Here is a 24,122-nt window from a genome sequence, read left to right on the forward strand (position 1 = left end):
CGAACTTTTCCTTTGCCATGTCAGCTCCTCAATTCGGAATTGGCTAATTGCTAGATTTAGATGTGGGCGACACGCGCACGTGTCGCCCAAAACACGTTGATTACTTCGTACCCTTGGCAGCCATCACTGCTTCGGCAATGTTCTTCGGTGCCTCAGCGTATTGCTTGAATTCCATGGTGTACGTGGCGCGGCCTTGCGTGGCCGAACGCAGCGACGTCGAATAGCCGAACATTTCCGACAGCGGGACTTCGGCCTTGATGACCTTGCCGCCGCCGACCATGTCGTCCATGCCCTGCACGATGCCGCGGCGGGACGACAGATCGCCCATCACGGTGCCCGTGTAGTCTTCCGGCGTTTCCACTTCCACAGCCATCATCGGCTCGAGCAGAACCGGGGTGGCCTTGCGCATCGCTTCCTTGAAAGCCATCGAGCCGGCCATGCGGAACGCGTTTTCGTTCGAGTCCACGTCGTGGTACGAACCGAACGTCAGCGTGACCTTCACGTCCACCACCGGGAAGCCAGCCAGAATACCGGCAGGCAGCGTGTCGACGATACCCTTTTCGACCGCCGGGATGTATTCGCGAGGAATCACACCGCCCTTGATGGCGTCGACGAAGACGAAACCATTGGCAGCTGCAGCAGCTGCTGCCGACGTGGTCGCCGCCGCCTTCGCTGCCACCTTGCCTTCTTCGTCCAGCGGTTCCAGCGTGATCACAGCGTGACCATACTGACCGCGGCCGCCCGACTGCTTGACGAACTTGCCTTCGACGTCCTCAACCTTCTTGCGGATGGTTTCGCGGTAGGCAACTTGCGGCGCGCCGATGTTGGCTTCCACGCCGAATTCGCGCTTCATGCGGTCGACCAGAATTTCGAGGTGGAGCTCGCCCATACCCGAAATGATGGTCTGGCCCGATTCTTCATCGGTACGCACGCGGAACGACGGATCTTCAGCGGCCAGGCGGTTCAGGGCGATGCCCATCTTTTCCTGGTCAGCCTTGGTCTTCGGCTCGACAGCCTGCGAGATCACCGGCTCCGGGAACACCATGCGCTCGAGCACGATCGGAGCAGCCGGGTCGCACAGCGTATCACCCGTGGTGGCGTCCTTCAGACCCACTGCAGCAGCGATGTCACCGGCCAGCACTTCCTTGATTTCCTCGCGCTGGTTGGCGTGCATCTGCAGAATACGGCCCAGACGCTCCTTCTTCTGCTTCACCGGGTTGTACACGGTGTCGCCCGAATTGATCTTGCCCGAGTAGACGCGGAAGAAGATCAGCTGACCAACGAACGGGTCGGTCATGATCTTGAACGCCAGCGCCGAGAACTTTTCGTTGTCGTCTGCCTTGCGCTCGAGCTTCTTCTCTTCGTCGTTTTCGTCGGTGCCCTTGACCGGCGGAATGTCGACCGGCGACGGCAGGAAGTCGATCACGGCGTCGAGCATGCGCTGCACGCCCTTGTTCTTGAACGCGGTGCCGCACAGCATCGGCTGGATTTCGCAGGCGATGGTACGGTCGCGCAGCGCCTTGACGATCTCAGCACGGGTCAGCTCTTCGCCGCCCAGGTACTTTTCCATCAGCGCTTCGCTGGCTTCAGCGGCCGACTCGACCATCTTCTCGCGCCATTCGTTGCAGGTGGCAACGAGTTCAGCCGGAATGTCGGTGTATTCGAACTTCACGCCTTGGCTGGCTTCGTCCCAAATGATCGCCTTCATTTCCAGCAGATCGACGACGCCCTGGAAGCCTTCTTCAGCACCGATCGGCACCACGACGGGCACCGGGTTGGCCTTCAGGCGGGTCTTCAGCTGGTCATAGACCTTGAAGAAGTTCGCGCCGGTACGGTCCATCTTGTTGACGAACGCCAGACGCGGCACCTTGTACTTGTTGGCCTGGCGCCAGACGGTTTCCGACTGCGGCTGCACGCCACCCACTGCGCAGTACACCATGCACGCGCCGTCCAGCACACGCATGGAACGCTCCACCTCAATGGTGAAGTCCACGTGGCCCGGGGTGTCGATGATGTTGAAGCGGTGCTCGGGGTAGTTGCCGCCCATGCCCTTCCAGAAAGCGGTCGTAGCAGCGGACGTGATGGTGATGCCGCGCTCTTGCTCCTGCTCCATCCAGTCCATGGTGGCAGCGCCATCATGCACTTCACCGATCTTGTGGTTCACACCGGTGTAGAACAGGATCCGCTCGGTCGTGGTGGTTTTGCCGGCGTCGATGTGAGCGGAAATACCGATGTTACGGTAGCGCTCAATGGGGGTCTTACGAGCCACGGTTAATCCTCAGATTCGTCAACGGGGCGCCGCCGGATAGCAAGCGCCCCTAATACAAATGGGCGAGATGTGCGCACACAGCCCGCCCAGCAACCAACAACGTGCGTGAGTCGCTTAGAAGCGGAAGTGCGAGAACGCCTTGTTGGCTTCCGCCATACGGTGCACTTCATCGCGCTTCTTCATGGCGCCGCCGCGGCCTTCCGAGGCCTCGAGCAGTTCACCAGCCAGACGCAGGGCCATCGACTTCTCGCTGCGCTTCTTCGCAGCTTCCCGCAGCCAACGCATCGCCAATGCCAGACGACGCGACGGCCGGACTTCGACCGGCACCTGATAGTTGGCGCCACCAACACGGCGGCTCTTCACTTCGACCACCGGCTTGATATTGCCGATTGCCAGCGTGAACACCTCGATAGGCGCCTTGCCTGCTTTCTTCTCGATCTGGTCGAACGCACCGTAGACGATACGCTCAGCCACCGACTTCTTGCCGTCCAGCATCAGGACGTTCATGAACTTGGCGACTTCCACATTGCCGAACTTCGGGTCCGGCAGAATTTCCCGCTTGGGGACTTCACGACGACGTGGCATCTTCTTTCCTTCTCTGTTCAGTTGAGAACCGCTTCGGTTCTCCGGCCACCAACTAGCTTGTCTTCCAACAATCTGAGCCGGGTGACCACTTACTCGACGGTGCCAGTGCGGTCAAAAAACGCACCGTTGTACCGCCTGCTCATGACAAGACCGTGACCGCAAACGCGGGCCGATCTCACTGACAACTTAGGCCTTCTTCGGGCGCTTCGCGCCGTACTTCGAACGCGCTTGCTTACGGTCCTTGACGCCTTGCAGGTCAAGGGAGCCGCGCACGATGTGGTAACGCACACCCGGCAAATCCTTCACACGGCCGCCGCGGATCAGCACGACGCTGTGTTCTTGCAGGTTGTGGCCTTCACCGCCGATGTACGAAATGACTTCGAAACCGTTGGTCAGGCGCACCTTGGCGACCTTACGCAGTGCCGAGTTCGGCTTCTTCGGCGTCGTGGTGTACACGCGGGTGCACACGCCGCGACGCTGCGGGCAGTTCTCAAGCGCCGGGCTCTTGCTCTTCAGCTTTTCAGAGACGCGGGGCTTGCGAACCAATTGATTGATAGTTGGCATTGTTCAATCCAGCTTGGTTTTTGAAAAATCGCCGGGCCACATGACGTGGCAGCCTCACAAGTGAGGCAATCGGCGCAATCGGGTTTTGGAAGTGGCGAGCAGAACGCTCTAGAGGGAGGACCTGCGGGAACAGATCAAGACCAAAGAGCGCGAGCCCGTCTGGTTCAGATGCCTTGCACAGCGCTTTGCCGGGCATGGACGTGCGAAGCCAGAAGCCAAAAACTCGAATCTGGCACTATAGCGGGGTGTTTTGCAAGCGTCAAGCGCGCCACCAGTCTGGCGGCGCGCGATGCAAGTCAGCAGCCACGCGGTGTGGCGCCGATGGCACGCAGGGCTGGGTTGGGCCGGAGGAAGACGAGTGCCGCAGCCACCACAAACCCGAGCGCGAGGACAGAAACGCCGACCCAGCCCGCACGTGCCCAGGCCACCCCGGCCAGTCCGCCGCCGGCTGCCGCGCCAAAGAAGAACGCCCCCGTGTACAGGCCATTCACGCGACCGCGAATCTCCGGTGACAGCGTGTTGACCATATAGCGACCGAGCGCCTGGTCGCCGATGGCACCGAAGTCCAGCAGCAGCGCGGCCACCACCAGCATCGCCAGCATGACGGGCACGCTCAGGCCGGGCACCAGCGCCGAGGCCAGCGCCAGCAGCAACCCCGTCGCAGCACTGCCATGCGCGAGCAGCGTCCCCAGGCGTACCAGGCCACGGTCTGCCAAGCGCCCGGCCACCGGGGCTGCGACCACGCCCGCCGCGCCGCACAGCGCGAAGATGCCGATGCCGTTCTGCGACAAATGGAACGGCGCCGCCGCCAAGCGCAGCGCCACCGCCGTCCAGAACAGCGTAAATGCAGCCATCAGCAAAGCTTGCGTGGCAGCGCGGCGGCGCAACAACGGCTCGCTGCGCAGCAGTCGCCCGTACGAGCCCAGCAGCGCGCCATACGAATGTGCGCGCGGTGGCACGAAGGTCGGCATCACGCGCGGCAGGACGATCGCCAGCGCGCCGATCGCCACCGCAGAGGCGCCGTAGAACGCCCGCCAGCCCCACTGCGCCGCAATCAGGCTGGCCGCCGGGCGCGACAGCAGAATACCCAGGTTCAGGCCGATCATGATGTCGCCGAGCACGCGCCCGCGCCGATGGTCGCCCGCCAGGCGCCCGGCTAGTGCGATCAGCATCTGAATAACGGTCGACGTGAGTCCGATGGCGAATGCGGCCAGCATCAGCACCTGCCCGCTGTGTGCCACAGTGGTCAACGCCAACGACGCCACCGCACCCCACAGCGTGCGCGAGGCCAGCGTGCGGTTGTCCTGCAGGTCGGTCATCGGCATCAGCAGCAACAGGCCGATGCCGTAACCGATGAGCGTGGCGGTCACCAGCAACCCGGTGGTGGCCGTGGTCCAGCCGATGCTGGCGGCGATCTCGGCGATGAGCGGCTGGATGCCGAACAGGTTGACGACGATGAGCCCGACCGCGGCCGCGAACAACGGCGTCGCGCCGCGCGGCAAGCGATCTGCAGGGGGATGAGACACAGCAACGGTAGGGGCTTCGGTAGTCATGATGACGAGGAAGGAGGGTCGTGACGCCCCATCGTAGCCAGCCGATTCGCGCAGATTAAGGTAGCCTCTGGCGCCATATTGTTTCCAGAAGCGCGCAAATATGGACCGACTCTCCGACGTGGTGATCTTTGTGCGGGTGGTGGAGTGCGGCAGCCTGTCGGCCGCTTCCGATGCGATGGGCGTCTCGCGCGGTGTGATCAGTAAGGCGCTGGCGCGATTGGAGGCGCGGCTGGGCACGCGTCTGCTGCAGCGGACGACGCGGCGCCTATCCCTGACCGAAGCCGGCGCAGCCTTCTTCGAGAAAAGCCGCGAAGGTCTGGCGCTGATGGACGCTGCCGAACAGGCCGTGACCGCCCTGCGCGACGAGGCGCGCGGCACACTGCGGGTGTCGGCGCCAGCGTCGTTTGCTGTGACGTTGCTAGCGCCGCTGCTCGGGGCGTTCCAGGCACGCTACCCGGCCGTGCAGATCGACCTGGACATGAACGACCGTTACGCAGATCTGGTGGCGGGCCGCATCGACGTCGCCATCCGCATCGGCATGCTGGAGGATTCATCGCTGGTGGCACGGCGGCTGGCAAACTGCGCGCACGCCATCTACGGCGCGCCGTCGTATTTCCGCGAGCGCGGCATTCCACGATCACCGGATGATTTGTGCGACCACAACTGCCTCGTCTACGCCAACTACGACGGACCGCACGACTGGGTGCTGACCGATTCCGCCGGCCAGCGCCACATCGCACACGTGAACGGCTCGATGTTGGCCAACAACAGCCTCGTGTTGCGCGAAGCAGCACGTGCAGGGTTGGGGGTATCGCTGGGGCCGGCGTATCTGGTGCGCGAGGACATCGCCGCCGGCCGGCTGCAGGCGGTGCTGACGGACTACGCGGCGCGCGAAGTCCCGCTACACGCCGTATTCACGCAGCGTGTGCACCTGCTGCCGAAGGTGCGTGCGTTTGTTGATTTTCTGGGCGACCACCTGACACGCACCGGTGTCATGGGGCCACTGCCGGTGGCGGCCGCTTAAGCCTGCTCGCGGCACTTCTCCAGCACGTCGAGCAACGCCTGGCCGTAGCGGTCGAGCTTGGCCATGCCGATGCCCGGCAGTTCGCCCAGCGCCTCACGGGAATCCGGATCGGTCTCGGCAATGCGGGCGAGCGTGCTGTCGTGAAAGATCACATAGGCCGGCACGCTGTGCTCGCGCGCCATCTGGGCACGCCATACGCGCAAGGCCTGCCAGCGCGCCTGTGCCTCGTCGGAAAGATCCGCTGCCGGATCCGCGCGGCGCTCCTTCTTGGCCGACGATGACGACGCGCCACGCACCTTCTCCGCCTGACGCCGCAGGATCACCGACTGCTGCCCCTTGAGCACGGGGCGCGCCGCATCCGTCAGGATCAGCGCGCCATGGCCACCGTGATCAACCGCGAACAGGCCCTGCGCCACCAACTGGCGGAACACGCTGCGCCACGCCGGCTCCGACAGCTCGCTGCCGATGCCGAAGGTGGACACCGTCTCGAGATGCCATTGCTTGACGCGCTCGGTTGCGTTGCCGCGCAGGATGTCGATCAGCTGCCCGGCGCCAAAACTCACGCGGCAGGCCTGCTGCACGCGGTAGGCACAGGACAGCGCCATCTGCGCCTCGCGCGTGGCATCCCAGGTTTGTGGGGGCGTGAGGCAGGTATCGCAGTTGCCGCAGGGCTGGCTGCTCTCGCCAAAGTAAGCGAGCAGTGCCACGCGCCGGCAGCTTGCCGCCTCGCACAGGCCCAGCAGCGCATCGAGCTTGGCGGTCGACACGCGCTTATGCACATCGTCCGCCTCGGACTCGTCGATCATGCGGCGCTGCTGCACGACGTCGGCCAGGCCGTAGGCCATCCACGCGTTGGCGGGCATGCCGTCGCGGCCGGCACGGCCGGTTTCCTGGTAGTAGCCCTCCAGGCTTTTCGGCAGATCCAGATGCGCGACGAAGCGCACGTCCGGCTTGTCGATGCCCATGCCGAAGGCGATGGTCGCCACCATCACCACGCCCTCCTCTTTGCGGAAGATGGCTTGGTGGCGGGCGCGTATCTCCGAATCCATCCCCGCGTGGTACGGCAACGCGCGGATGCCCTGCTCGGCCAGCCACTGCGCCGTCTCTTCCACCTTCTTGCGTGACAGGCAGTAGACGATGCCGGCGTCGCACGACTCGCCATCCATGTGCTCGGCGCGAATGAAGCGCAGGAGCTGCGTACGCGCGCTGTCCTTCTCGACGATGGTGTAGCGGATGTTCGGGCGGTCGAAACTGGAGAGGAAGACGCGCGAACCCGTCAGCGCCAGCCGCTCGACGATCTCGTCGCGCGTGACGGCGTCGGCCGTGGCGGTGAGCGCGATGCGCGGCACGTGCGGAAAGCGCTCGTGCAGCACGGAAAGCTGGATGTACTCCGGCCGGAAATCGTGCCCCCACTGCGACACGCAGTGGGCCTCGTCGATGGCGAACAGGCCGATGCGTGAGCGTTCGAGCAAATCGAGAAAGCGCGGCGTCATCAGCCGCTCGGGTGCGACGTAGACGAGGTCCAGACGCCCTGCCGCCAGATCGTGCTCGACCTGCGCGGCTTCGGCGCCGGTCAGCGCGGAGTTCAGGTAGGCAGCACGCACGCCGGCTTCTTCCAGCGCCGCCACCTGATCCTGCATCAGCGCGATCAGCGGCGAGACGACGATGCCCGCACCCTGCCCGCGCCGGTGCCGCACGAGCGCCGGGATCTGGTAGCAGAGGGATTTACCGCCGCCGGTAGGCATGAGCACCAGGCAATCGCCGCCATCGGCCACGTGGGTGACGATCTCTGCCTGCGGGCCACGGAACGCGCTGTAGCCGAACACGTCGTGCAGCACCGCATGCGTGGCGGCGGCGGTGTCTTCGGGCAGCGCCTGCAGCGCGTGGTCTATAGCGGGAGAGTCGTACATCGGGACGGCGGGTGCACGTGGTGTCACGCGCGGGCTGGGCGAAACCGCTATTGTGACAAACCCCGTCCGTCGATGGTCAATCAGGGAAATCGGATTGTGCCCAGAGCAGGTTCTCAGACCTTGCGCACGACGATGCGGTGAATCGTCTTGCCCGACGACTGGCTGACAGCGGCCTCGTCGAAAACAATGTTGGTGCCGGCCAGTGCTTCGTACACGGGTGCGGCCTCGAATGCGGTAAACAGCCGGCCGCGGCCATCGCGCTGATCGGCATCGGACGTGACGCGCCAGCTCAAGTACAGCGTGCCGCCCGCGCGCAGCAGCGACACCAGCCGCTGCACCGCCGCACCGATCTGCTCGGGCGGCAGATGCATGATGACAGTCTCGCAGACCACGTTGTCGAAGGCGCCGTCGGCAATGCCCACCAGTTCCGGCAGCGGTGCCCGCCGGAACGACAGCCCCGGATACTGCGTGCGCGCCGCCTCCAGCAGCCCGGCCGAAGCGTCATAGCCGACCGCCGGATAGCCGTTGGCATTGAGCCACGCCACCTCGCGCCCGGCGCCGCAACCGATGTCCGCCGTGGCCCCGCCCGCCTTGAACTCGCGCCGCAGCAGCGCGTACATGTCTTCCGGCGCAGGCTGCTCGCGCCACTCCTGCGCGAAGGTCTCGGCGAGGGTGTCGTAGGCGGCAACGGTCTGCGTGTCCATGGCGGCGGGCTCCTGAGTCTCGGTTCCTATTTCATCGTGAAACTACGCAACAGCGTCAGATCGCCGGCCTTGCGCATCGGGACCACGAACGTTTGCTGGCGCTCGGATGGCGTGTTCTCGTCGGTGATGATGCTGACGGTGGCTGTGGTGATGACGCTGTTGTCGCTGCCGCTACCGTAGTAGTTCACGTAGACAAGGTACGTGCCGGGCACGGGTGCCGGGTTCGAATAGATCTCGGGGCCGTAGCCGGTGGTGACGTCCACGTCGAGTGCGCCGCCGTTTTCGACCACGCGGTTGCCGTACCAGGCGTGCTGGCCGTCGGGCGATATGACGTGCAGGTCGAGGTCGGTGCCGTCGGTATCCCACGACAGCACCACGCGCAGGCGTGGGCGCTGCTTGCCAGCGTAACTGTCGTAGAACTGTACGCGCTTGGCATCGCCGCGTGCGCTGCGCACTTCGACGCTGTTGCTGCCGGCGCCAAACGCGTACGGGCGCGAGAACGTGCCGTCGGCTTCGATGCGCTGCGGCATCGCCACACCATTGACGACCAGCGTGCCGACTGACGAGCCATCCGCCCCACGGCGGCGGCGCGGCTTGTTCTCATCCGTGGGGGCGGCGGCCTTGGGCTGGTTGCGGATGCGCCCGGCAATCATCGAGGCCGTGCCCTGCCCTTGCGGTGTGCTGACCGACACGGCCGGATAGTGCACGTCCTGCGTGTAGCGCGAATCGTCGCCGGCCGAGTTGCGCCAGCCGTTGAGCGGCGCGGTGATCTCGATATTGCCGGTATCGGTTTGCGCAACAACAGCACCCGACGCCCCAAGCGAGGCGAGTGCGATGGCGAATGCGAGGCGGAATGTGGATTGCGTCATGAGCATCAGAAGCGGATCGATTTCATCAACGCCAGCTCGCCGATCTTGCGCAGCGGCACGCTGACGAACTCGCGCCGCTCGTTGGGCGTGTTCTCGTTATAGATCAGCGTCAGTTGCGCGGTGATGAGATCGCGGTCGTGCGCCTTTTCATCAAAGTTGTAGCCGCCGGCGTCGAAGTTGCCCCAGTAGTTCACGTAGAACAACCAGACGCCGGGGCGCGGCGCGGCGGTGGAGAAAATCTCGGGGCCGGCGCCGTCGACGCTGTCCACGTCGAGCCCGCCGCCGTCAGAGAGCAGCGGCTGGGCGAAGAACGCGTGATCGCCAATCGGCGAGATGACGTGCATGTCGACCTCGGCACGTGGGTCGTCCCAGGTGAGGATGGCGCGCAGCTTGGCGGAGGTCTTGGTGGTGTCGGCCTCGTAGAACTGCAGGCGCTGGCGCGACTGGCCATCGGGGCTGACGATCTCGACGCTGTTCGAGCCCGGGCCGAACGCCCAGGGGCGTGCGAAGCGGCCTTCGCTGTCGCCGTACAGCGGCATGGCGTTGCCGTTGACGATCAGCACCGGCGGGCGGCGCTGCTTGCCGACCGCGCGAATGCGTCCGGCAATGAGCGTGCGGTACTTCTGCGCACCACGGTCCACCGGCGGTTTCGGATACGCAGCGGTATAGCGCTCCAGCTCGTTGGTCAGCTTGCTGTTGCGCCAGCCGCCGATCGGGCCTTCCAGATCGACCACCGGCTCGGCGACGGCCGAGGCACCAAGCAGCAAGGCCGCGGCGCCGATCATCATCCGCGTTGTCCATGCCTTCGTGTTCACAGCAAGCCCTCCCCTCGAATCAGGCGGCGCGCTGTCGCCTCAACAAACTGTTCGTCCTGCCCGAGCGGGTGGTGCGCAAAGGCCAGATGCAGATATTCGTGTGTCAGCGCGATGCGGTCTTCCTCGCTGGCGAGCCGATGGATGTAGAGCCGGTTGCGGCGCGCATCGGCATACGGGCGGCCTTCGTGCACCACGCACACGGCGGGCAGCGGCGGCGTCTCGTAGCCGGGCTCGGCGCCCAGACGCGCAGACCAGCGCGGCGCCTGCGCCTGCAGCCACTGCTGCGCGCCTGCCACCGGTGAGCAATCGCCCGCCACCGGACTCTGGAACGAGGTGAGCGTTGCCTGCGGCCACCATTGCGCGAGGATGCGGTCAAACCCCTGGCCACGCTGCGCGGCAGCGCGCGCGGCGGTCCAGCTCATCTGGCCGCGTGCGCTGATCGTGCCGTGGTACTGCACGGACTGGCCGACCAGCACGAGTGCATCGGTAAATTCCGCCGCATTGCGCGCGGCGGCGGCGGGCGGGCGCGACAGCACACGCTGCGTGCGCGAGCTGTCGGCGATGCGGTAGCAGCCCTTGTCACGCGAGGCGTGCTGCACGAGGTAGCTGCGCGCCGCCACGGCCAAGGCGCGGGCGGCTTGCGGCTCGGTCAGATTGCCTTCGCGCTCCACGACGCGCGCCACGTAGTCGTTCATGCCGAGCCGGCCGGTGATGACGGTCGCGTTGTTCTCGCGCGCCAGGGTCAGCTCGCCGCGGCTCTCGATCGGCAGCGTATTGCCGTTGACGAAGCGCACGGTGTAGCGGCCTTCCAGGCGACCGGGGCCGACCGGCTTGCTGTCGATGTCGCGCACGTCCCAGATCGGATAGCGCGCGAAGAATTCCACCGCCACACAGGCGTCGTCGTCGGGCACGGGCGTCTGCTCGATCAGCGGCGTGAGACGTGGCGCGGCGGCGGCCAGCACCTGGTTGCTGGAGCCCACGCCGCCCAGCCACACGGGCGTGCCATCGGCCAGCCAACCGGCAGCACCGCCGATCGACGCGCCGGGGCGCTGCGGGTCAGGCATGGTCCACGTCTTGGCGCGCAGCAAGCCACCGAAGTACGACACAGTGCCCTCGCCGCGCCCGACGGTCAGCACGGAGACGAGCGTTTGTGCGGCGGTCTCACGCCCATCGGCGGGCACGCTGTGCAACGCGCTCAGCAGATCGGCAACGGGGACGCGGCGCGCGGGTTGCATGGCGCGCAGGTCACGCAGCCACGTGGGTGCGTTGGCTTGCTGCCAGAAGCGGCGCCAGTCGGCGCCATCCAGGCCCAGGCGTGCCGGTTCGAAATAGCGACCGCACGATTGGATGAGCGCGCGCTCGCGGTCGATGCTCTGGCCGGCCGTGCAGCAATAGACCTCTTCGGCATCGTTGCCGTGACACGTGTAGTCGGGCGTGTTGATGCGGCGCGAGACGAGGTAGCTGTAGACGAAGAGCTTCCAGATGCTGCCGAGCGGCGTTTCAGTGTCACGCGGCAAAGCGGTGGCTTGCGGCATGCCACCGGCTGCGCTGGTGACGGTGCTGGCGCTGAACTGCCAGAGCTTGGCATCGTCGCCCTGCAAGGCGGCAAATCGTAACTGCGGCAGTTGCGGCGACGGCGCAGCAACAGGTACGGCAACGGCGTGCCCCGAATGCCCAACGAGCGCGAGTGCGCCGCCGGCCCAGATCAGGCCGGTCAGCACGCCGCGCGCAAGCAGGCTGGAGCGCATTGCCGCTTCACTCCACCTTGTACGGAAAGCTGGCCGTCTTGCCGTCGCCCTGGAGCGCCTTGGCTTCCGGCTGATACATGCGGAAGTAGCGCACAGGCGGCAGCGCAAAGCGACCCGGCAACGAGAAGCGCACGAGTTGGCGCAGCACGGTCGGCCGCTCCAGCGCCGGTACCGGCTGGTTATACGAGAGCTGACCCATTTCGTAGGCCGCCTTGCGCTCGAACGGCTGCGGGCCATTGCCTTCGTTCGGCTCGCCCTTCAGGCCGTCGATCTGGATGCCCCAGGTGGTGGCTTCCACCTCGGCGCCCGGCGGCAGCGGTACTTCAACCAGGCCATAGCGGAACGTGCCCTGACGCGGTGTCAGCACCACCTCGTCGACATACAACGCGTTGCTGTCGAGCGTGTCGCCCGGCTTGACCGGCTTGGCCGTGAAGGCGATGCCGCTGCTGTTGGCGTCGGCCGCCGGCTGCTTGGGCGCCTTCGGGTCCGGCTTGGCCGGCGTGGAGTCGATCGGCTCCAGGCGGTACAGCTTGCGCTCCACCGTGATCGGCAGCTTGGACACTTCCGGCGCACGGCTGCGGTAGGACACGATGGCCGATTGCGTCGTCACGTCGGTCGGTGCGGTCGTCAGGTCGAGCGCGGCGGGCACCTGCGCGCCACTCCAGCGCCACGTCGGCACACCCACCGGCGAGCGAGCCGCCTGCCAGCCACCCGCCGACACCGTCGGCTGGATAGCAGCAACGCTCGCGCCTTGCAGACCACCCAGGCCCTTCTGCAGCCAGACCAGCGCGATGGCGCGATCCATCGTCGGCATGGCGGCACTGGCGCGTGCCAGCAGCGGCGCCGGGTCAGCAGCCGAACGGCCACCGCCCATCAGCAACAGGCTCTGCACCAGCGGCGAGTTGTCTGCCGCCAGCGCATTGCGTGCAGCGATGTCAGCCGAGACTAGCGCTTCGGGCACCGGCTGACCAATCTGGCGCATCAGTTGCGCCGTCAGCACCGTTGCCACCTGGCGACCACGCGGGGAATCCGGCGCGACGAAGATCAGGCTGTCGCCCGCGGCGGGCTCAGCGTCGGCCGGGGCCTTGGCGTTGCGTGCGAGTTCGTTCGCTACGCCCGACAGCGGCGTTGCCACCGGCAGGCCCATCTCGTTGGCAAACCACAGCGCCAACGCGCGGTGCAGCAGCGGCTCGTTCTGGCTGGTGCGCTTGTAGGCTTCGAGCACCTGCTTCCAGTTATCTGCCGGCAGGCTGATGCCGACCGAGCGGCTGGCGAGCCAATCCGCGTAGTACGCATACGACGTGATGAGCGCGCTGCTGGTCGTCAGCTCACCCCACCAGCCGAAGGTGCCGTTGGTGCCGGCCAGCAGTGCCAGACGCTGACGCTGCGTGCGCAGTAGCGCATCGACGCCTTGCGTGCCGGCCGGGCCGCTATCTCCCGTACTGCCCAGGCGGGCGCCCGTGGCGGCAAGGCTCTGCTGGGCGAGTGCCAGCGGAATCAGGCGGCTGGCGGTCTGCTCGGCGCAACCGTACGGGTACTCGATCAGGTCATCGGCCACGCGGGCGAACTGGCTGGCCGTGTTGCCAACCACGCGCAGACGCACGTCGCGCGCATCGGCAGGCAGGCCCAGCGGCAGGCGCGTGCCTTGCAGCTGCGTGAGCGGGACGACGTTTTCGCGGTCCGCCAGCCAGCCGGTGGCATCCAGCTTGAGGGTGGTCTGCAGGCGGTCCGACACGGCATCGCCCTGCTTCAGCTCGGCATTGATGACACCCGCCTGCAAGGCAGTGACCGGCGCGCGCAGATAGTTGGCACCGCGCTTGAGCGTCACGCGCTGGTTGATGTTCAGGCCGGCGCCCGAGACGATCCAGTCGGCGGTGATGTCCTTGTCGGTCTGGTTGAAGGCGACCATGTCCAGGCGCGGCTGATCGCTTTCGCGGAAGCGCTGTGGGCCGGTCCACTTCAGATACAGCGGCTTGTCGGAGCGGATGTTGGCCGTGCGCTGACCGACGATGCCATCCGATGCGCCCGTGGTCGACACTGCACGCACCGTGATGCGCCAACGCGCCAGCGAATCGGGCATCTTGAACGTCATGCGCGCGCGGCCATCCGCATCGGTCTGCAGGTTGGCAACCCACGCAGCAGTGTCCTGCTCGTCACGACGCGGGCGCTCCAGCACCTTCACGCCGCGCTCGTTATGACGGCCGTAGGTGCCGCCCGGCTTGCCCGGCAACGAAGCGAGCGCCAGGTCGTAGCTGATGAAGCTCTGGCTCGACGTGGTGCGCACGCTGTTGCGGCGCGGGTGGTAGAAGAAATCGACGATGCTGGGTGCCACTTCGGGCTGCAGCACGTAGATCATCTCGTCGACCACGGACACGGTCAGATTGGCCGGCACCGGCTTGCCCGCCAGCGCGCTGGTCAGGTCCAGCGTGACGGTCTCGCCCGGGGCGTAGACGGCCTTGCCAGCGTGCACGCTCAGATCCAGCGTCGGCTGCGTAACGACGATGCCGGCGTTCTGGAACACCATGTCGCCATCGCGCACGTAGAGCACCGAGAACGTCATGTTCGGGGCGAACTCCGCACCGATCTTGATGCGTGCACGGTACTGCGTGGGCGTGACTTTCTTCAGGCTGAGCCACTCGCCGCCGCGGGTGAGCAGCGCGTGGCGCTCGACCTTGTCACGCTCCAGCGTGAGCAGTGCGTCGTCCACCGGCAGCGGGAAGGTGATCAGCGCCTCGGCCGTGTCACCAATCTGGTAACGGTCGCGGTCGAACACCATTTCGATGTTGCCGGGCACAGTCTGCACGCCATCGCCGGCCACCCAGTGGCTCGATGCGGCAAGCAGGTTGCCGGCAGCATCACGCACCGACAGCGTGTAGGAGCCCGGTTGGTCGAACTTGACCGGGAAAGTCGCGTTGCCCTTGGCATCCGGAGCCACCGTACCTTCGGTGCGGGTACGCGTCTCCAGGCGCACCAGATCCCACTTGGCAGGCGGCGCGCTTGCACCGGCCCCACCGCTTGCACCACCCACGACCGGCATCGGCGTCAGGTTGAACGACACGTCCTGGCCCGGCGTCGTGAAGTTCGACGTGGTCGACAGCTTGTACGGCGTGGCGCCACGTGCGATCAGCAGCTCACGCGTGACCTTCACGCGGTAGGCCGCGCCGTCGTTGGCGAACACGGTCACCACGTAACGACTCGGCTCCTTGGCCGCAGGCAGGTCCAGCTTGGCGTTGCCGTCGCCGTCGGTGGTCAGTTCCTGCTGCTCCAGCTTGACGGGGAACAGGCCGGCGTAGCGCAACTCGCCCTCCACCATCGTCACCTGCTGTGCGCGCAGGCTGACCGACACCTTGCCGTTCTTGACCGGCTTGCCGTCCGGATAGCGCAGGCTGATCTTGCCCTTGACCGCTTCGCCCGTGCCATAGCTGGCCTTGTCCAGCGACAGGTTCACGTCAAAGTGCGGCTTGATGTATTCCGCCACACGGAAGGCGCCGCCATACGTGCCGCCGTTGTAGTCGAAGCGCAGCGAGTAGCCGCCGGCCGGTGCGTTGGACGGCAGCGTGAAGCGCGCGTCAGCGCCGCTATCTCCAGCCTGGCCAGCCAGGCGCGTAGTGGACGTGGCCACCGGCGCGCCGTTCGGGTCGAGCACCTGCAGCTTGATGTCGCCGGCAGCCGGCACGGTCGATTCGGTAGCGTTCTTGAAGTTGCGGCCGATGAACTTGACGCGCACTTCATCGCCTGGGCGATAGAGCGGGCGATCGGTGAAGGCGTACAGCTTGGTGTTGTAGATCTCGCTGTCGTAATAGAAATTCTCGGAGATGAACACGCCGCCCGCGCGATCGTTGCCGATCACGTAGCTGCGCTCCGGCGAGACATGGCGCAGGTCAGCCGTGCCATCGCTATCGGTGGTGCCAGACGCGAGCACGCCAACGCCGTCGGTCCAGCTTACGGACGAGCCGCTCACCGGCTTGCCGCTCTTGCGCTCGGCGGTCCAGACCATCATCCCTTGGGACGTGCCCTTGGTGACGGCCACGGTGTCCGACACGAACAGCAGCGTGTGCGCGCGGTACGCACCAATCACCGCTTCCACGATGTACAAACCCGCCGGCAGCTTGCCCACCGGGATCATCACGTTGCCGACGTTCTGTGGCATCCATTCGCTGCTGCTGCCCTCCAGCTTGACGTCCTTGGGCGGCGCGATCGGCTTGGCATCCCAGATCGGGTAACGGAAGCGACCGAGCAGCTCATAGCCCTTGAGCGGCGCGTACTGCGGGTTGTTCGAGAAGCGCGTGGGTGCCGTCATCTGGTCGCCCATGCTGAACTGCGGCGCGGTCTCCACGGCCTTGCTGCGCGTGGCGAACGACAGCACGCGCTGCCATGTGCGGCGGGCCTGGCGCGTCCAGTTGTCCCACAGATACGCGAGCGTGTTGGCCAAGCCTTCGCCCGTGTAGTTCGCCTTCACGTCGATGCGGTGCAGGTTCTTCTGCGCCTTCAGGAACTCAAGCGGCTGCGCCACACGGTAGACGAGGATGTCGGCGCCGCCATAGCGGGAGAGCTCGTCCTTGTATTCACGGCCCGGCGCCTCCAGGCGGACCATCGCTTCCTGGTCGGTGCCGTAGCTGGCGTCCGAGAGCAGGAAGAATGGCTGGCCCTTGATCGGCTCATAGCCGCTGGGGGGCGCGTCGGCGAAGGTGGGGTTCGGCTTTTCGGGTGCGTCGGCCGCATGAGCGTGGCCCACAAACGCCAGCACCGTCAGGCAGACGGCAGCGACCAGATTGAACGAATGCCAACGGTTGCGCATGAGTTTTTCTACCGTGTCAAAAAGGCCAGACGAAACACGCCGATGAAGTTGGGATTGCCGCCCTGCGGCTGCCAGCGCGAGTCTTTCCATTGCATCAATTCAGAGACCGGGACCGCGCGCAGACCGTTGTCGGTGCGGGTGACGGTGCCGGTGTGGTAAGCGATGTAGCGATCCATCCAGATCATCAGATGCTGGTCGTCGCCTTGATCGAAGAAGAGCAGATCGCCCGGGAGCGCCTGGTTGACGTCCTTGGCAATGAAGCGGCTGTTCTGCTGGATGAGCCCGAGCGCAGAGACATACGCGCCGGTGCTGCCATCAATGCGTGCCCAACGCTGCGTGAGCGTGCGCTGGGCGGGCGTAAGGTTCAGCTCGGGCGGCAGTTGCCGCGCGGATTCCGCATCGCGCATGCCGTTGGCGCGCAGCCAGCGGGGGTCGTGCGGGCGCAAGGCCTCGCCGGCGGCGAAACGCACGAGGCCGGCGCAGTCACGGTGCGTCCAGCGCGGCGTCGGCCCCTGGCGCAGCTGCTCGTTGACGATGCGTACGAACCAAGCGCGGAACACGCTCGATTGATCCGGCGTGAGCGCGTCGAGGTCTGCCGGTGCGGCGTCCGCCCAGCCGGACAACGCGTGCGCATACGGAGCGAGCAGACAGCCGCCGGCTGCCGCCAACCAGCGGCGACGGCTCAGCACGGCGGCCGAGGCGCGCGGTGTCATTGCGTGCTGGCGTTGTCAGCAGGAACAGGCGCCGCCGCCTCGGTGGCAGGCGCATCGGCAGGCGCCGCCGACGGGGCCGACGCCGCGGCCGTGTCTGCCGGCGCAGGCGGCGTACCGTCGCCGCCGGCCGGCAGACCGTGCCCGCTCGACAGCCACGTCACCGGCACCCAGCCACGCGACGACGGCACACCGCCATCCAGCGCCAGCGACACCGGCGCATACCGCGCCAGCGCCTTGAGCTTCGGGAACAGGTGTGTCTGTGCAGCGTTCAGGAACACGGCTTCCTGGTCGGCGGGCAGCGCAGCACCGGCTTCGCGGCGCACGAGCGGCGCGAGCGATGCAGGCGTCATCGTCAGGACGATGCGTTCGGTCTTGTCCTTCGGCAAGCTGTCAGCCACCGCAGGGAACCGCTTGGCGAGCACGGCCAGCGCATCGTCAACGAGGCGCGCGTCCGGCGAAAACACCACCACGTCGCCCGCAATCGCCAGCGTGACCGGAAAGTAACGCTCCCACGACAACTGCGCCCCAAACGGTGCCTCGGCCGATTTCGCGGTGCCGTAGCGTGCGCTCACCGGGCGCTGCCACAGCGTGGCGTTGGCCGGGCCCTGGCGTGTCGTCACCGGCAGGCGCTTGTACGGGCCGGACTTGTCATCCGCCTGTGCCTTGGATTCATATGAGCCGATGATCTGGCCGAACAACGCAGCCAACGCTGGCTTGACCGCTTCAGCCTGCGAGGCCGACGACAGCTTCGCCACGAACAGCGGCGCCACCAGCGATGACTTGCCGTACCAGCACGCCGCAGCCGGGCCAGCAAAGGCGTCGCCGACATGCGCGGCGGCTTCGCTGACTTCCTTGGCGTCGCCAGCCACGTTACGCAACAGTGCGCCGGCGGCCTTCCAGTCAACAGGTAGTGTGGCGCAAGCGGCCGGGTCAGACGGCAGCGCGCGCCACAGGCCAGCGTTGTCCCACTTGGCCGAAAGGTGGCTCGGGTCAATGAGCGCGGCACTCTGCCAGCCATTGCCCCCGCCGTCACCCTTGCCCGAACCAAAGTCGAAGCGCAACGCCTCGATGCCCGGGAAGTACTGCTGATAGCCGAACGACAGATAGTTGGCGCTCACCACAACGTGATGGCCCGTCGGCTCTTGTGCGGGCAGCGCGTACGCCGTGCCTTGCGCGTTGCGCTTGCCAGTGTCATCCGACAGCAGCGCGGCCAGCGCGCTCGCCTGCTTGGAAATCGGCTTGCCGTCCTTGTCCAGCAGGATGCCCGGCTCGGACAGCGCGATCAGCCGGTCGCCCTTGCTGGCGATCAGGATCGAGCGCGTGGCCGAGAGCCGCAACGCATAGACCGGCGCGCCGGAATCGCCCAGCGCATCGGCCACCTTGGTGAGCTGCGTATCGCTTGTGGCCACGGTGGCGACGGCTTCCAGCGCTTTCGCCAAGCCGTTGCGCTGCATCGAGAGCACCCAATAGCGCAGCTTGTCGTCCGGGCCTCGCCACAGCATCACGCGGGCGGGCTCGTCAAACACATGCTTGAGCACCGTCTCGGCCAGGTCGAGCTTCTGCTCGTACGCAAGGCGACGCAGCGCGCCGGCCACCGAGAGGCGGTCTTCGTTGCCCTCGTAGTAGGCGACGAAATCTTCGGTCAGCACATCGCGCAGCAGCGGCACGCGCAGCACGTCGCGCGGCAGTTGCGACAGGCTCTGGCTGTCGATCAAGGCATCGGGGTAAGTCAAGTCGAGCTGGACCTGACGGGCGTGCAGCGCGCGCGTGCGACTGAACGGGTGCCAGACCATCTGCACCACCGCCGCGCCGGCAACGACCAGGGCGACCGCGCCAACGGCGATCTGCTTGCGTGTGAGCTTCATGGAGGAATCTGCGGCAAGGCTGGAGAGGGCCGGCAGATTGAAACAACCGGCTCACGATCCGTCGCGAGCGGCCCGAGGTTGGCCTGAGAAGCGCAGCTGTACACGGGTACAGCGAGCATCGCAGGGCCAAGATCGGGCCGCGCAGCAGGATCGTGAGCCGGTTGTAAAAAGTGCCGGTCTATAACCGCGTGATCATAGCCGTTGCGATGTTAAGGCAGGTTAACGTTTCGAGAAAATCAGAGCACGCTGAGGCCGGCGTCTACCCAGTTGTTGTTTGCGCGACATGCAGGCGAAAAAAAACCCGGCACCCCACAAGGGGGGCCGGGCTTTGATGCGAAGGACGCTGCCTAACTTCAGGCGGCGCCGCCTTCCTCTTGATGGACGACAGGCGTCTCGAAGATCGAAGCGGCTTCTTCTTCGGCAATCGCTGCAGCGCGGTCGCGGTCGGCGGCTTCCTTGGCCTTGCGGGCACGGTGGTAAGCCAGACCGGTACCGGCCGGGATCAGACGGCCGACGATGACGTTTTCCTTCAGACCACGCAGGTCGTCGACCTTGCCCATGATGGCGGCTTCGGTCAGCACGCGCGTGGTTTCCTGGAACGACGCCGCCGAGATGAAGCTGTCGGTCGACAACGATGCCTTCGTAATACCCAGCAGCAGGTTCTCGTAGGTCGCCGGACGCTTGCCCAGCGCGATCACCTTGTCGTTCTCGTCGAGCAGGTCCGAACGCTCCACCTGTTCACCCGGGATGAAGCGGGTGTCGCCCACATCGGCGATCTGCACACGGCGCAGCATCTGACGAACAATCACTTCGATGTGCTTGTCGTTGATCTTCACGCCTTGCAGACGGTACACGTCCTGCACTTCGTCGACGATGTAGGTCGCCAGCTCTTCCACGCCCTTCAGACGCAGAATGTCGTGCGGGTCGGCCGGGCCTTCAACGATCATTTCGCCCTTGTTGACCACCTGGCCGTCGTGCACCAGCACCTGCTTTTCCTTGGCGATCAGGAACTCGTGGGCATTGCCGTCGAGGTCCGTAATCACCAGGCGCTGCTTGCCCTTGGTGTCCTTACCGAACGAAGTCGTACCGGTGACTTCTGCCAGCACGGCAGCGTCCTTCGGCGAACGGGCTTCGAACAGTTCGGCCACACGCGGCAGACCACCGGTAATGTCACGCGTCTTCTGCGATTCGGTCGGGATACGTGCCAGCACTTCACCCACGTGCACTTGCTGACCGTCCTTCACGGTGATCAGCGCGCCCACCTGGAAGCCGATGGTCACGGAGTGGTCCGTGCCCGGGATCTTCACTTCGGCGCCCGACGAGTCGAGCAGCTTCACCTGCGGACGAATGCCCTTCGTGGCAGCGGTACGACGCTTCGCATCGATCACCACCAGCGTCGACAGACCGGTCACTTCGTCCATCTGCTTGGCAACGGTCACGCCTTCTTCGACGTTCTCGAACTTGATGGTGCCCGAGTACTCCGAAATGATCGGACGCGTCAGCGGATCCCACGTGGCGAGCTGCGTGCCGGCCTTGATGGACTGGCCATCCTGCACCAGCAGCGTCGCGCCATACGTGATCTTGTGGCGCTCACGCTCGCGGCCGTGGTCGTCGGTGATCAGCGCTTCGCCTGAACGCGAGATGACGATCTGCTCGCCCTTCGCGTTGGTGACGTAGCGCATCGTCGCCGTGAAACGCACGATACCAGTTGCCTTCGCTTCCACGCTCGATGCCACTGCCGCACGCGATGCCGCACCACCAATGTGGAACGTACGCATCGTCAGCTGTGTGCCCGGCTCACCGATCGACTGAGCAGCGATCACACCCACCGCTTCACCCGAGTTCACCAGCACGCCGCGGCCGAGGTCACGGCCGTAGCACTTGGCGCACAGGCCGTAGCGCGTGTCGCAGGTCAGCGGCGTGCGGACCTTGACTTCGTCCACGCCGATCGAATCAATCAGCTCGACCAGGTCTTCGTCCAGCAGCGTGCCATTCTCGATGGCCGTTTCCTGCGTTTCCGGGTTCACCACATCGCCCACGACCACGCGGCCCAGGATACGGTCGCGCAGGGCTTCGATCACTTCACCGCCTTCCACCAGCGCCTTCATCAAGACGCCGTTGGTGGTGCCGCAATCGTCTTCCACCACGACCAGATCCTGCGTCACGTCGACCAGACGACGGGTCAGGTAACCCGAGTTTGCGGTCTTCAGTGCCGTATCAGCCAGACCCTTACGTGCACCGTGGGTCGAGATGAAGTACTGCAGAACGTTCAGGCCTTCGCGGAAGTTCGCGGTAATCGGCGTTTCAATAATCGAGCCGTCCGGCTTGGCCATCAGGCCACGCATCCCTGCCAGCTGACGGATCTGTGCAGCGGAACCCCGTGCGCCCGAGTCGGCCATCATGTAGATGGAGTTGAACGACTCTTGCTTGACGGTCTTGCCGTTGCGATCGACCACGTCTTCGGTCTGGAGCTGCTCCATCATCGCCTTGCCCACCTGGTCACCAGCGGCGCCCCAGATGTCCACGACGTTGTTGTAACGCTCCTGGTCCGTCACCAGACCCGACATGTACTGCTTGTCGTATTCCTTCACCTTGGCGGCTGCCTCGGAGATGATCTTCTCCTTGGCCGGCGGCACCAGCATGTCGTCGATGGCGATCGAGATACCGGCGCGCGTTGCCAGGCGGAAGCCCGACTGCAGCAGCTTGTCAGCGAAGATCACGGTTTCGCGCAGACCGCACTTGCGGAACGCCGTGTTGATCAGGCGCGAGATTTCCTTCTTCTTCAGCGGCTTGTTCAGCACCGAGAACGGCAGACCCTTCGGCAGGATCTCCGACAGAATCGCGCGGCCAATCGTGGTCGATTGCAGCGTGATCTTCGGTGCGAAGCGGGCGTCGCCGTCGGCTTCCGGGTTCACCAGGTCGTACTCGGTGATCCGCACGTTCACGCGCGAAGCCAGTTCGACTTCCTTGTTCTCGTAGGCGCGGATGACTTCCGAGATATCGGCGAAGGTCATGCCTTCACCCTTGCCGTTGATCTTGTCGCGGGTCGTGTAGTACAGACCCAGCACCACGTCTTGCGACGGCACGATCGACGGTTCGCCGTTGGCCGGGAACAGCACGTTGTTCGACGCCAGCATCAGCGTACGCGCTTCCATCTGCGCTTCGAGCGACAGCGGAACGTGAACAGCCATCTGGTCACCGTCGAAGTCGGCGTTGAACGCCGCGCAAACCAGCGGGTGCAGCTGGATGGCCTTGCCTTCGATCAGCACCGGCTCGAACGCCTGGATACCCAGACGGTGCAGCGTCGGCGCACGGTTCAGCATCACCGGGTGTTCGCGGATGACATCTTCGAGGATGTCCCACACCACCGGCGTCTGGCTTTCCACTTCCTTCTTCGCCGCCTTGATGGTGGTGGCGATGCCCATCGTTTCCAGCTTGTGGAAGATGAAGGGCTTGAAGAGTTCGAGCGCCATCAGCTTGGGCAGGCCGCACTGGTGCAGCTTGAGCGTCGGGCCCACCACGATGACCGAACGGCCCGAGTAGTCCACGCGCTTGCCCAGCAGGTTCTGACGGAAACGGCCGCCCTTACCCTTGATCATTTCAGCCAGCGACTTCAGCGGACGCTTGTTGGCGCCGGTCATCGCCTTGCCGCGACGGCCGTTGTCCAGCAGCGAGTCCACTGCTTCCTGCAGCATGCGCTTTTCGTTGCGCACGATGATCTCCGGCGCCTTCAGCTCGAGCAGACGCTTCAGACGGTTGTTCCGGTTGATCACGCGGCGATACAGGTCGTTCAGGTCCGACGTGGCGAAACGGCCGCCGTCCAGCGGCACCAGCGGACGCAGCTCGGGCGGCAGCACCGGCAGCACTTCGAGAATCATCCAGTCCGGCTTGATGCCCGAACGCTGGAATGCCTCGAGCACCTTCAGGCGCTTGGCGAACTTCTTGATCTTGGCTTCCGAACCCGTGGCTTGCAGTTCGGCGCGGATCGTTTCGATCTGCTTCTCGATGTCGATGTCGCGCAGCAGCTCGCGAATGCCTTCGGCGCCCATCATGGCGACGAATTCGCCCTCGCCGTACTCGTCGCACTTGGCCAGGTAGTCGTCTTCCGACATGATCTGGCTCTTCTTGAGCGCGGTCATGCCGGGCTCAACCACGACGAATGCTTCGAAGTACAGCACGCGCTCGATGTCGCGCAGCGTCATGTCGAGCACCATGCCCAGACGCGACGGCAGCGACTTCAGGAACCAGATGTGCGCAGTCGGCGCAGCCAGTTCGATGTGGCCCATGCGCTCACGGCGCACCTTGGCCAGCGTCACTTCAACGCCGCACTTCTCGCAGATCACGCCACGATGCTTCAGGCGCTTGTACTTGCCGCACAGGCACTCGTAGTCCTTGATCGGGCCGAAGATCTTGGCGCAGAACAGACCGTCACGCTCGGGCTTGAACGTACGGTAGTTGATGGTCTCGGGCTTCTTGACTTCGCCGTACGACCACGAACGGATTTTCTCAGGCGACGCGAGGCCAATCTTGATCGCGTCAAACTGCTCTTCTTGCTGTACCTGACGGAATAGGTCGAGCAATGCTTTCATTCCAAACTCCTTGAGTTTGAGGCTGGCGCCTTAGGACTGCTAAGGCACCGGCCCTAAATCTTCGTCAATGGGCTGCTACTGCTGTTACCAAGGCGTGGCAGGTTGGGACAACCCGT

14 protein-coding genes are annotated in these 24,122 nt (G+C 65.3%); 1 reads left to right on the forward strand and 13 read right to left on the reverse strand.

Annotated features, from left to right (window positions below):
- Positions 1 to 100: 100 nt before the first annotated feature.
- The 4 genes from fusA to PI87_RS21400 form a co-directional block, all read right to left on the reverse strand.
- Complete coding sequence (gene fusA, locus PI87_RS21385; RefSeq protein ID WP_039599751.1) at positions 101 to 2,269, reverse strand: elongation factor G; 2,169 nt, start codon at positions 2,267 to 2,269, stop codon at positions 101 to 103.
- 114 nt (positions 2,270 to 2,383) lie between these two features.
- Positions 2,384 to 2,854, reverse strand: a complete 471-nt coding sequence (gene rpsG / locus PI87_RS21390; protein WP_004634470.1) for a 30S ribosomal protein S7 — start codon at positions 2,852 to 2,854, stop codon at positions 2,384 to 2,386.
- Between the two features lie 186 nt (positions 2,855 to 3,040).
- On the reverse strand, positions 3,041 to 3,418 hold the full coding sequence (gene rpsL, locus PI87_RS21395) for a 30S ribosomal protein S12 (protein WP_021197587.1): 378 nt from the start codon (positions 3,416 to 3,418) through the stop codon (positions 3,041 to 3,043).
- 296 nt (positions 3,419 to 3,714) lie between these two features.
- A complete protein-coding gene (locus PI87_RS21400; RefSeq protein ID WP_232314053.1) occupies positions 3,715 to 4,920 on the reverse strand; it encodes an MFS transporter in 1,206 nt (401 codons plus the stop codon).
- A 151-nt stretch (positions 4,921 to 5,071) separates the two neighbouring features.
- Here PI87_RS21400 and PI87_RS21405 point away from each other — a divergent pair, with 151 nt between their 5' ends.
- Positions 5,072 to 5,995, forward strand: coding sequence for a LysR family transcriptional regulator (locus PI87_RS21405; protein WP_039599753.1), 924 nt, complete (start codon positions 5,072 to 5,074; stop codon positions 5,993 to 5,995).
- Here the strand turns inward: PI87_RS21405 and recQ are convergent.
- From recQ to rpoC, 9 genes are all read right to left on the reverse strand, one after another.
- The gene (gene recQ / locus PI87_RS21410; protein WP_039599754.1) at positions 5,992 to 7,905 is read right to left on the reverse strand and encodes a DNA helicase RecQ; all 1,914 of its coding nucleotides are present in this window, start codon (positions 7,903 to 7,905) and stop codon (positions 5,992 to 5,994) included. The genes PI87_RS21405 and recQ overlap by 4 nt on opposite strands.
- A gap of 113 nt (positions 7,906 to 8,018) precedes the next feature.
- Entirely contained in the window at positions 8,019 to 8,609 is a 591-nt protein-coding gene (locus PI87_RS21415; RefSeq protein ID WP_039599755.1) for a class I SAM-dependent methyltransferase, read from the reverse strand.
- 26 nt (positions 8,610 to 8,635) lie between these two features.
- On the reverse strand, positions 8,636 to 9,478 hold the full coding sequence (locus tag PI87_RS21420; RefSeq protein ID WP_039599768.1) for a YfaP family protein: 843 nt from the start codon (positions 9,476 to 9,478) through the stop codon (positions 8,636 to 8,638).
- A 5-nt stretch (positions 9,479 to 9,483) separates the two neighbouring features.
- A complete protein-coding gene (locus tag PI87_RS21425; protein WP_039599756.1) occupies positions 9,484 to 10,266 on the reverse strand; it encodes a YfaP family protein in 783 nt (260 codons plus the stop codon).
- A 23-nt stretch (positions 10,267 to 10,289) separates the two neighbouring features.
- On the reverse strand, positions 10,290 to 12,041 hold the full coding sequence (locus tag PI87_RS21430) for a DUF2300 domain-containing protein (protein WP_039599757.1): 1,752 nt from the start codon (positions 12,039 to 12,041) through the stop codon (positions 10,290 to 10,292).
- A 7-nt stretch (positions 12,042 to 12,048) separates the two neighbouring features.
- Entirely contained in the window at positions 12,049 to 16,839 is a 4,791-nt protein-coding gene (locus PI87_RS21435; protein ID WP_039599758.1) for an alpha-2-macroglobulin family protein, read from the reverse strand.
- An 8-nt stretch (positions 16,840 to 16,847) separates the two neighbouring features.
- The gene (locus PI87_RS21440) at positions 16,848 to 17,552 is read right to left on the reverse strand and encodes a DUF1175 domain-containing protein (protein ID WP_039599759.1); all 705 of its coding nucleotides are present in this window, start codon (positions 17,550 to 17,552) and stop codon (positions 16,848 to 16,850) included.
- Entirely contained in the window at positions 17,549 to 19,417 is a 1,869-nt protein-coding gene (locus PI87_RS21445; RefSeq protein WP_039599760.1) for a DUF2138 domain-containing protein, read from the reverse strand. The genes PI87_RS21440 and PI87_RS21445 overlap by 4 nt, the downstream gene beginning before the upstream one ends.
- A gap of 353 nt (positions 19,418 to 19,770) precedes the next feature.
- Positions 19,771 to 24,006 carry a DNA-directed RNA polymerase subunit beta' gene (gene rpoC / locus PI87_RS21450; RefSeq protein ID WP_039599761.1) on the reverse strand — a complete coding sequence of 1,412 codons (4,236 nt, stop codon included), beginning with the start codon at positions 24,004 to 24,006 and terminating at the stop codon, positions 19,771 to 19,773.
- Between the last annotated feature and the right edge of the window lie 116 nt (positions 24,007 to 24,122).

The sequence above is a fragment of the Ralstonia sp. A12 genome (genome assembly GCF_000801955.1).
GTDB lineage: Bacteria > Pseudomonadota > Gammaproteobacteria > Burkholderiales > Burkholderiaceae > Ralstonia.

Bases quoted from the DNA above. Each gene is read 5' to 3' on its own strand.
- rpsG (WP_004634470.1), bottom strand. From the start codon at position 2,854: ATGCCACGTCGTCGTGAAGTCCCCAAGCGGGAAATTCTGCCGGACCCG.
- rpsL (WP_021197587.1), bottom strand. From the start codon at position 3,418: ATGCCAACTATCAATCAATTGGTTCGCAAGCCCCGCGTCTCTGAAAAG.
- PI87_RS21405 (WP_039599753.1), top strand. From the start codon at position 5,072: ATGGACCGACTCTCCGACGTGGTGATCTTTGTGCGGGTGGTGGAGTGC.
- recQ (WP_039599754.1), bottom strand. From the start codon at position 7,905: ATGTACGACTCTCCCGCTATAGACCACGCGCTGCAGGCGCTGCCCGAA.
- PI87_RS21415 (WP_039599755.1), bottom strand. From the start codon at position 8,609: ATGGACACGCAGACCGTTGCCGCCTACGACACCCTCGCCGAGACCTTC.
- PI87_RS21420 (WP_039599768.1), bottom strand. From the start codon at position 9,478: ATGACGCAATCCACATTCCGCCTCGCATTCGCCATCGCACTCGCCTCG.
- PI87_RS21425 (WP_039599756.1), bottom strand. From the start codon at position 10,266: ATGATGATCGGCGCCGCGGCCTTGCTGCTTGGTGCCTCGGCCGTCGCC.
- PI87_RS21430 (WP_039599757.1), bottom strand. From the start codon at position 12,041: ATGCGCTCCAGCCTGCTTGCGCGCGGCGTGCTGACCGGCCTGATCTGG.
- PI87_RS21435 (WP_039599758.1), bottom strand. From the start codon at position 16,839: ATGCGCAACCGTTGGCATTCGTTCAATCTGGTCGCTGCCGTCTGCCTG.
- PI87_RS21440 (WP_039599759.1), bottom strand. From the start codon at position 17,552: ATGACACCGCGCGCCTCGGCCGCCGTGCTGAGCCGTCGCCGCTGGTTG.
- PI87_RS21445 (WP_039599760.1), bottom strand. From the start codon at position 19,417: ATGAAGCTCACACGCAAGCAGATCGCCGTTGGCGCGGTCGCCCTGGTC.
- rpoC (WP_039599761.1), bottom strand. From the start codon at position 24,006: ATGAAAGCATTGCTCGACCTATTCCGTCAGGTACAGCAAGAAGAGCAG.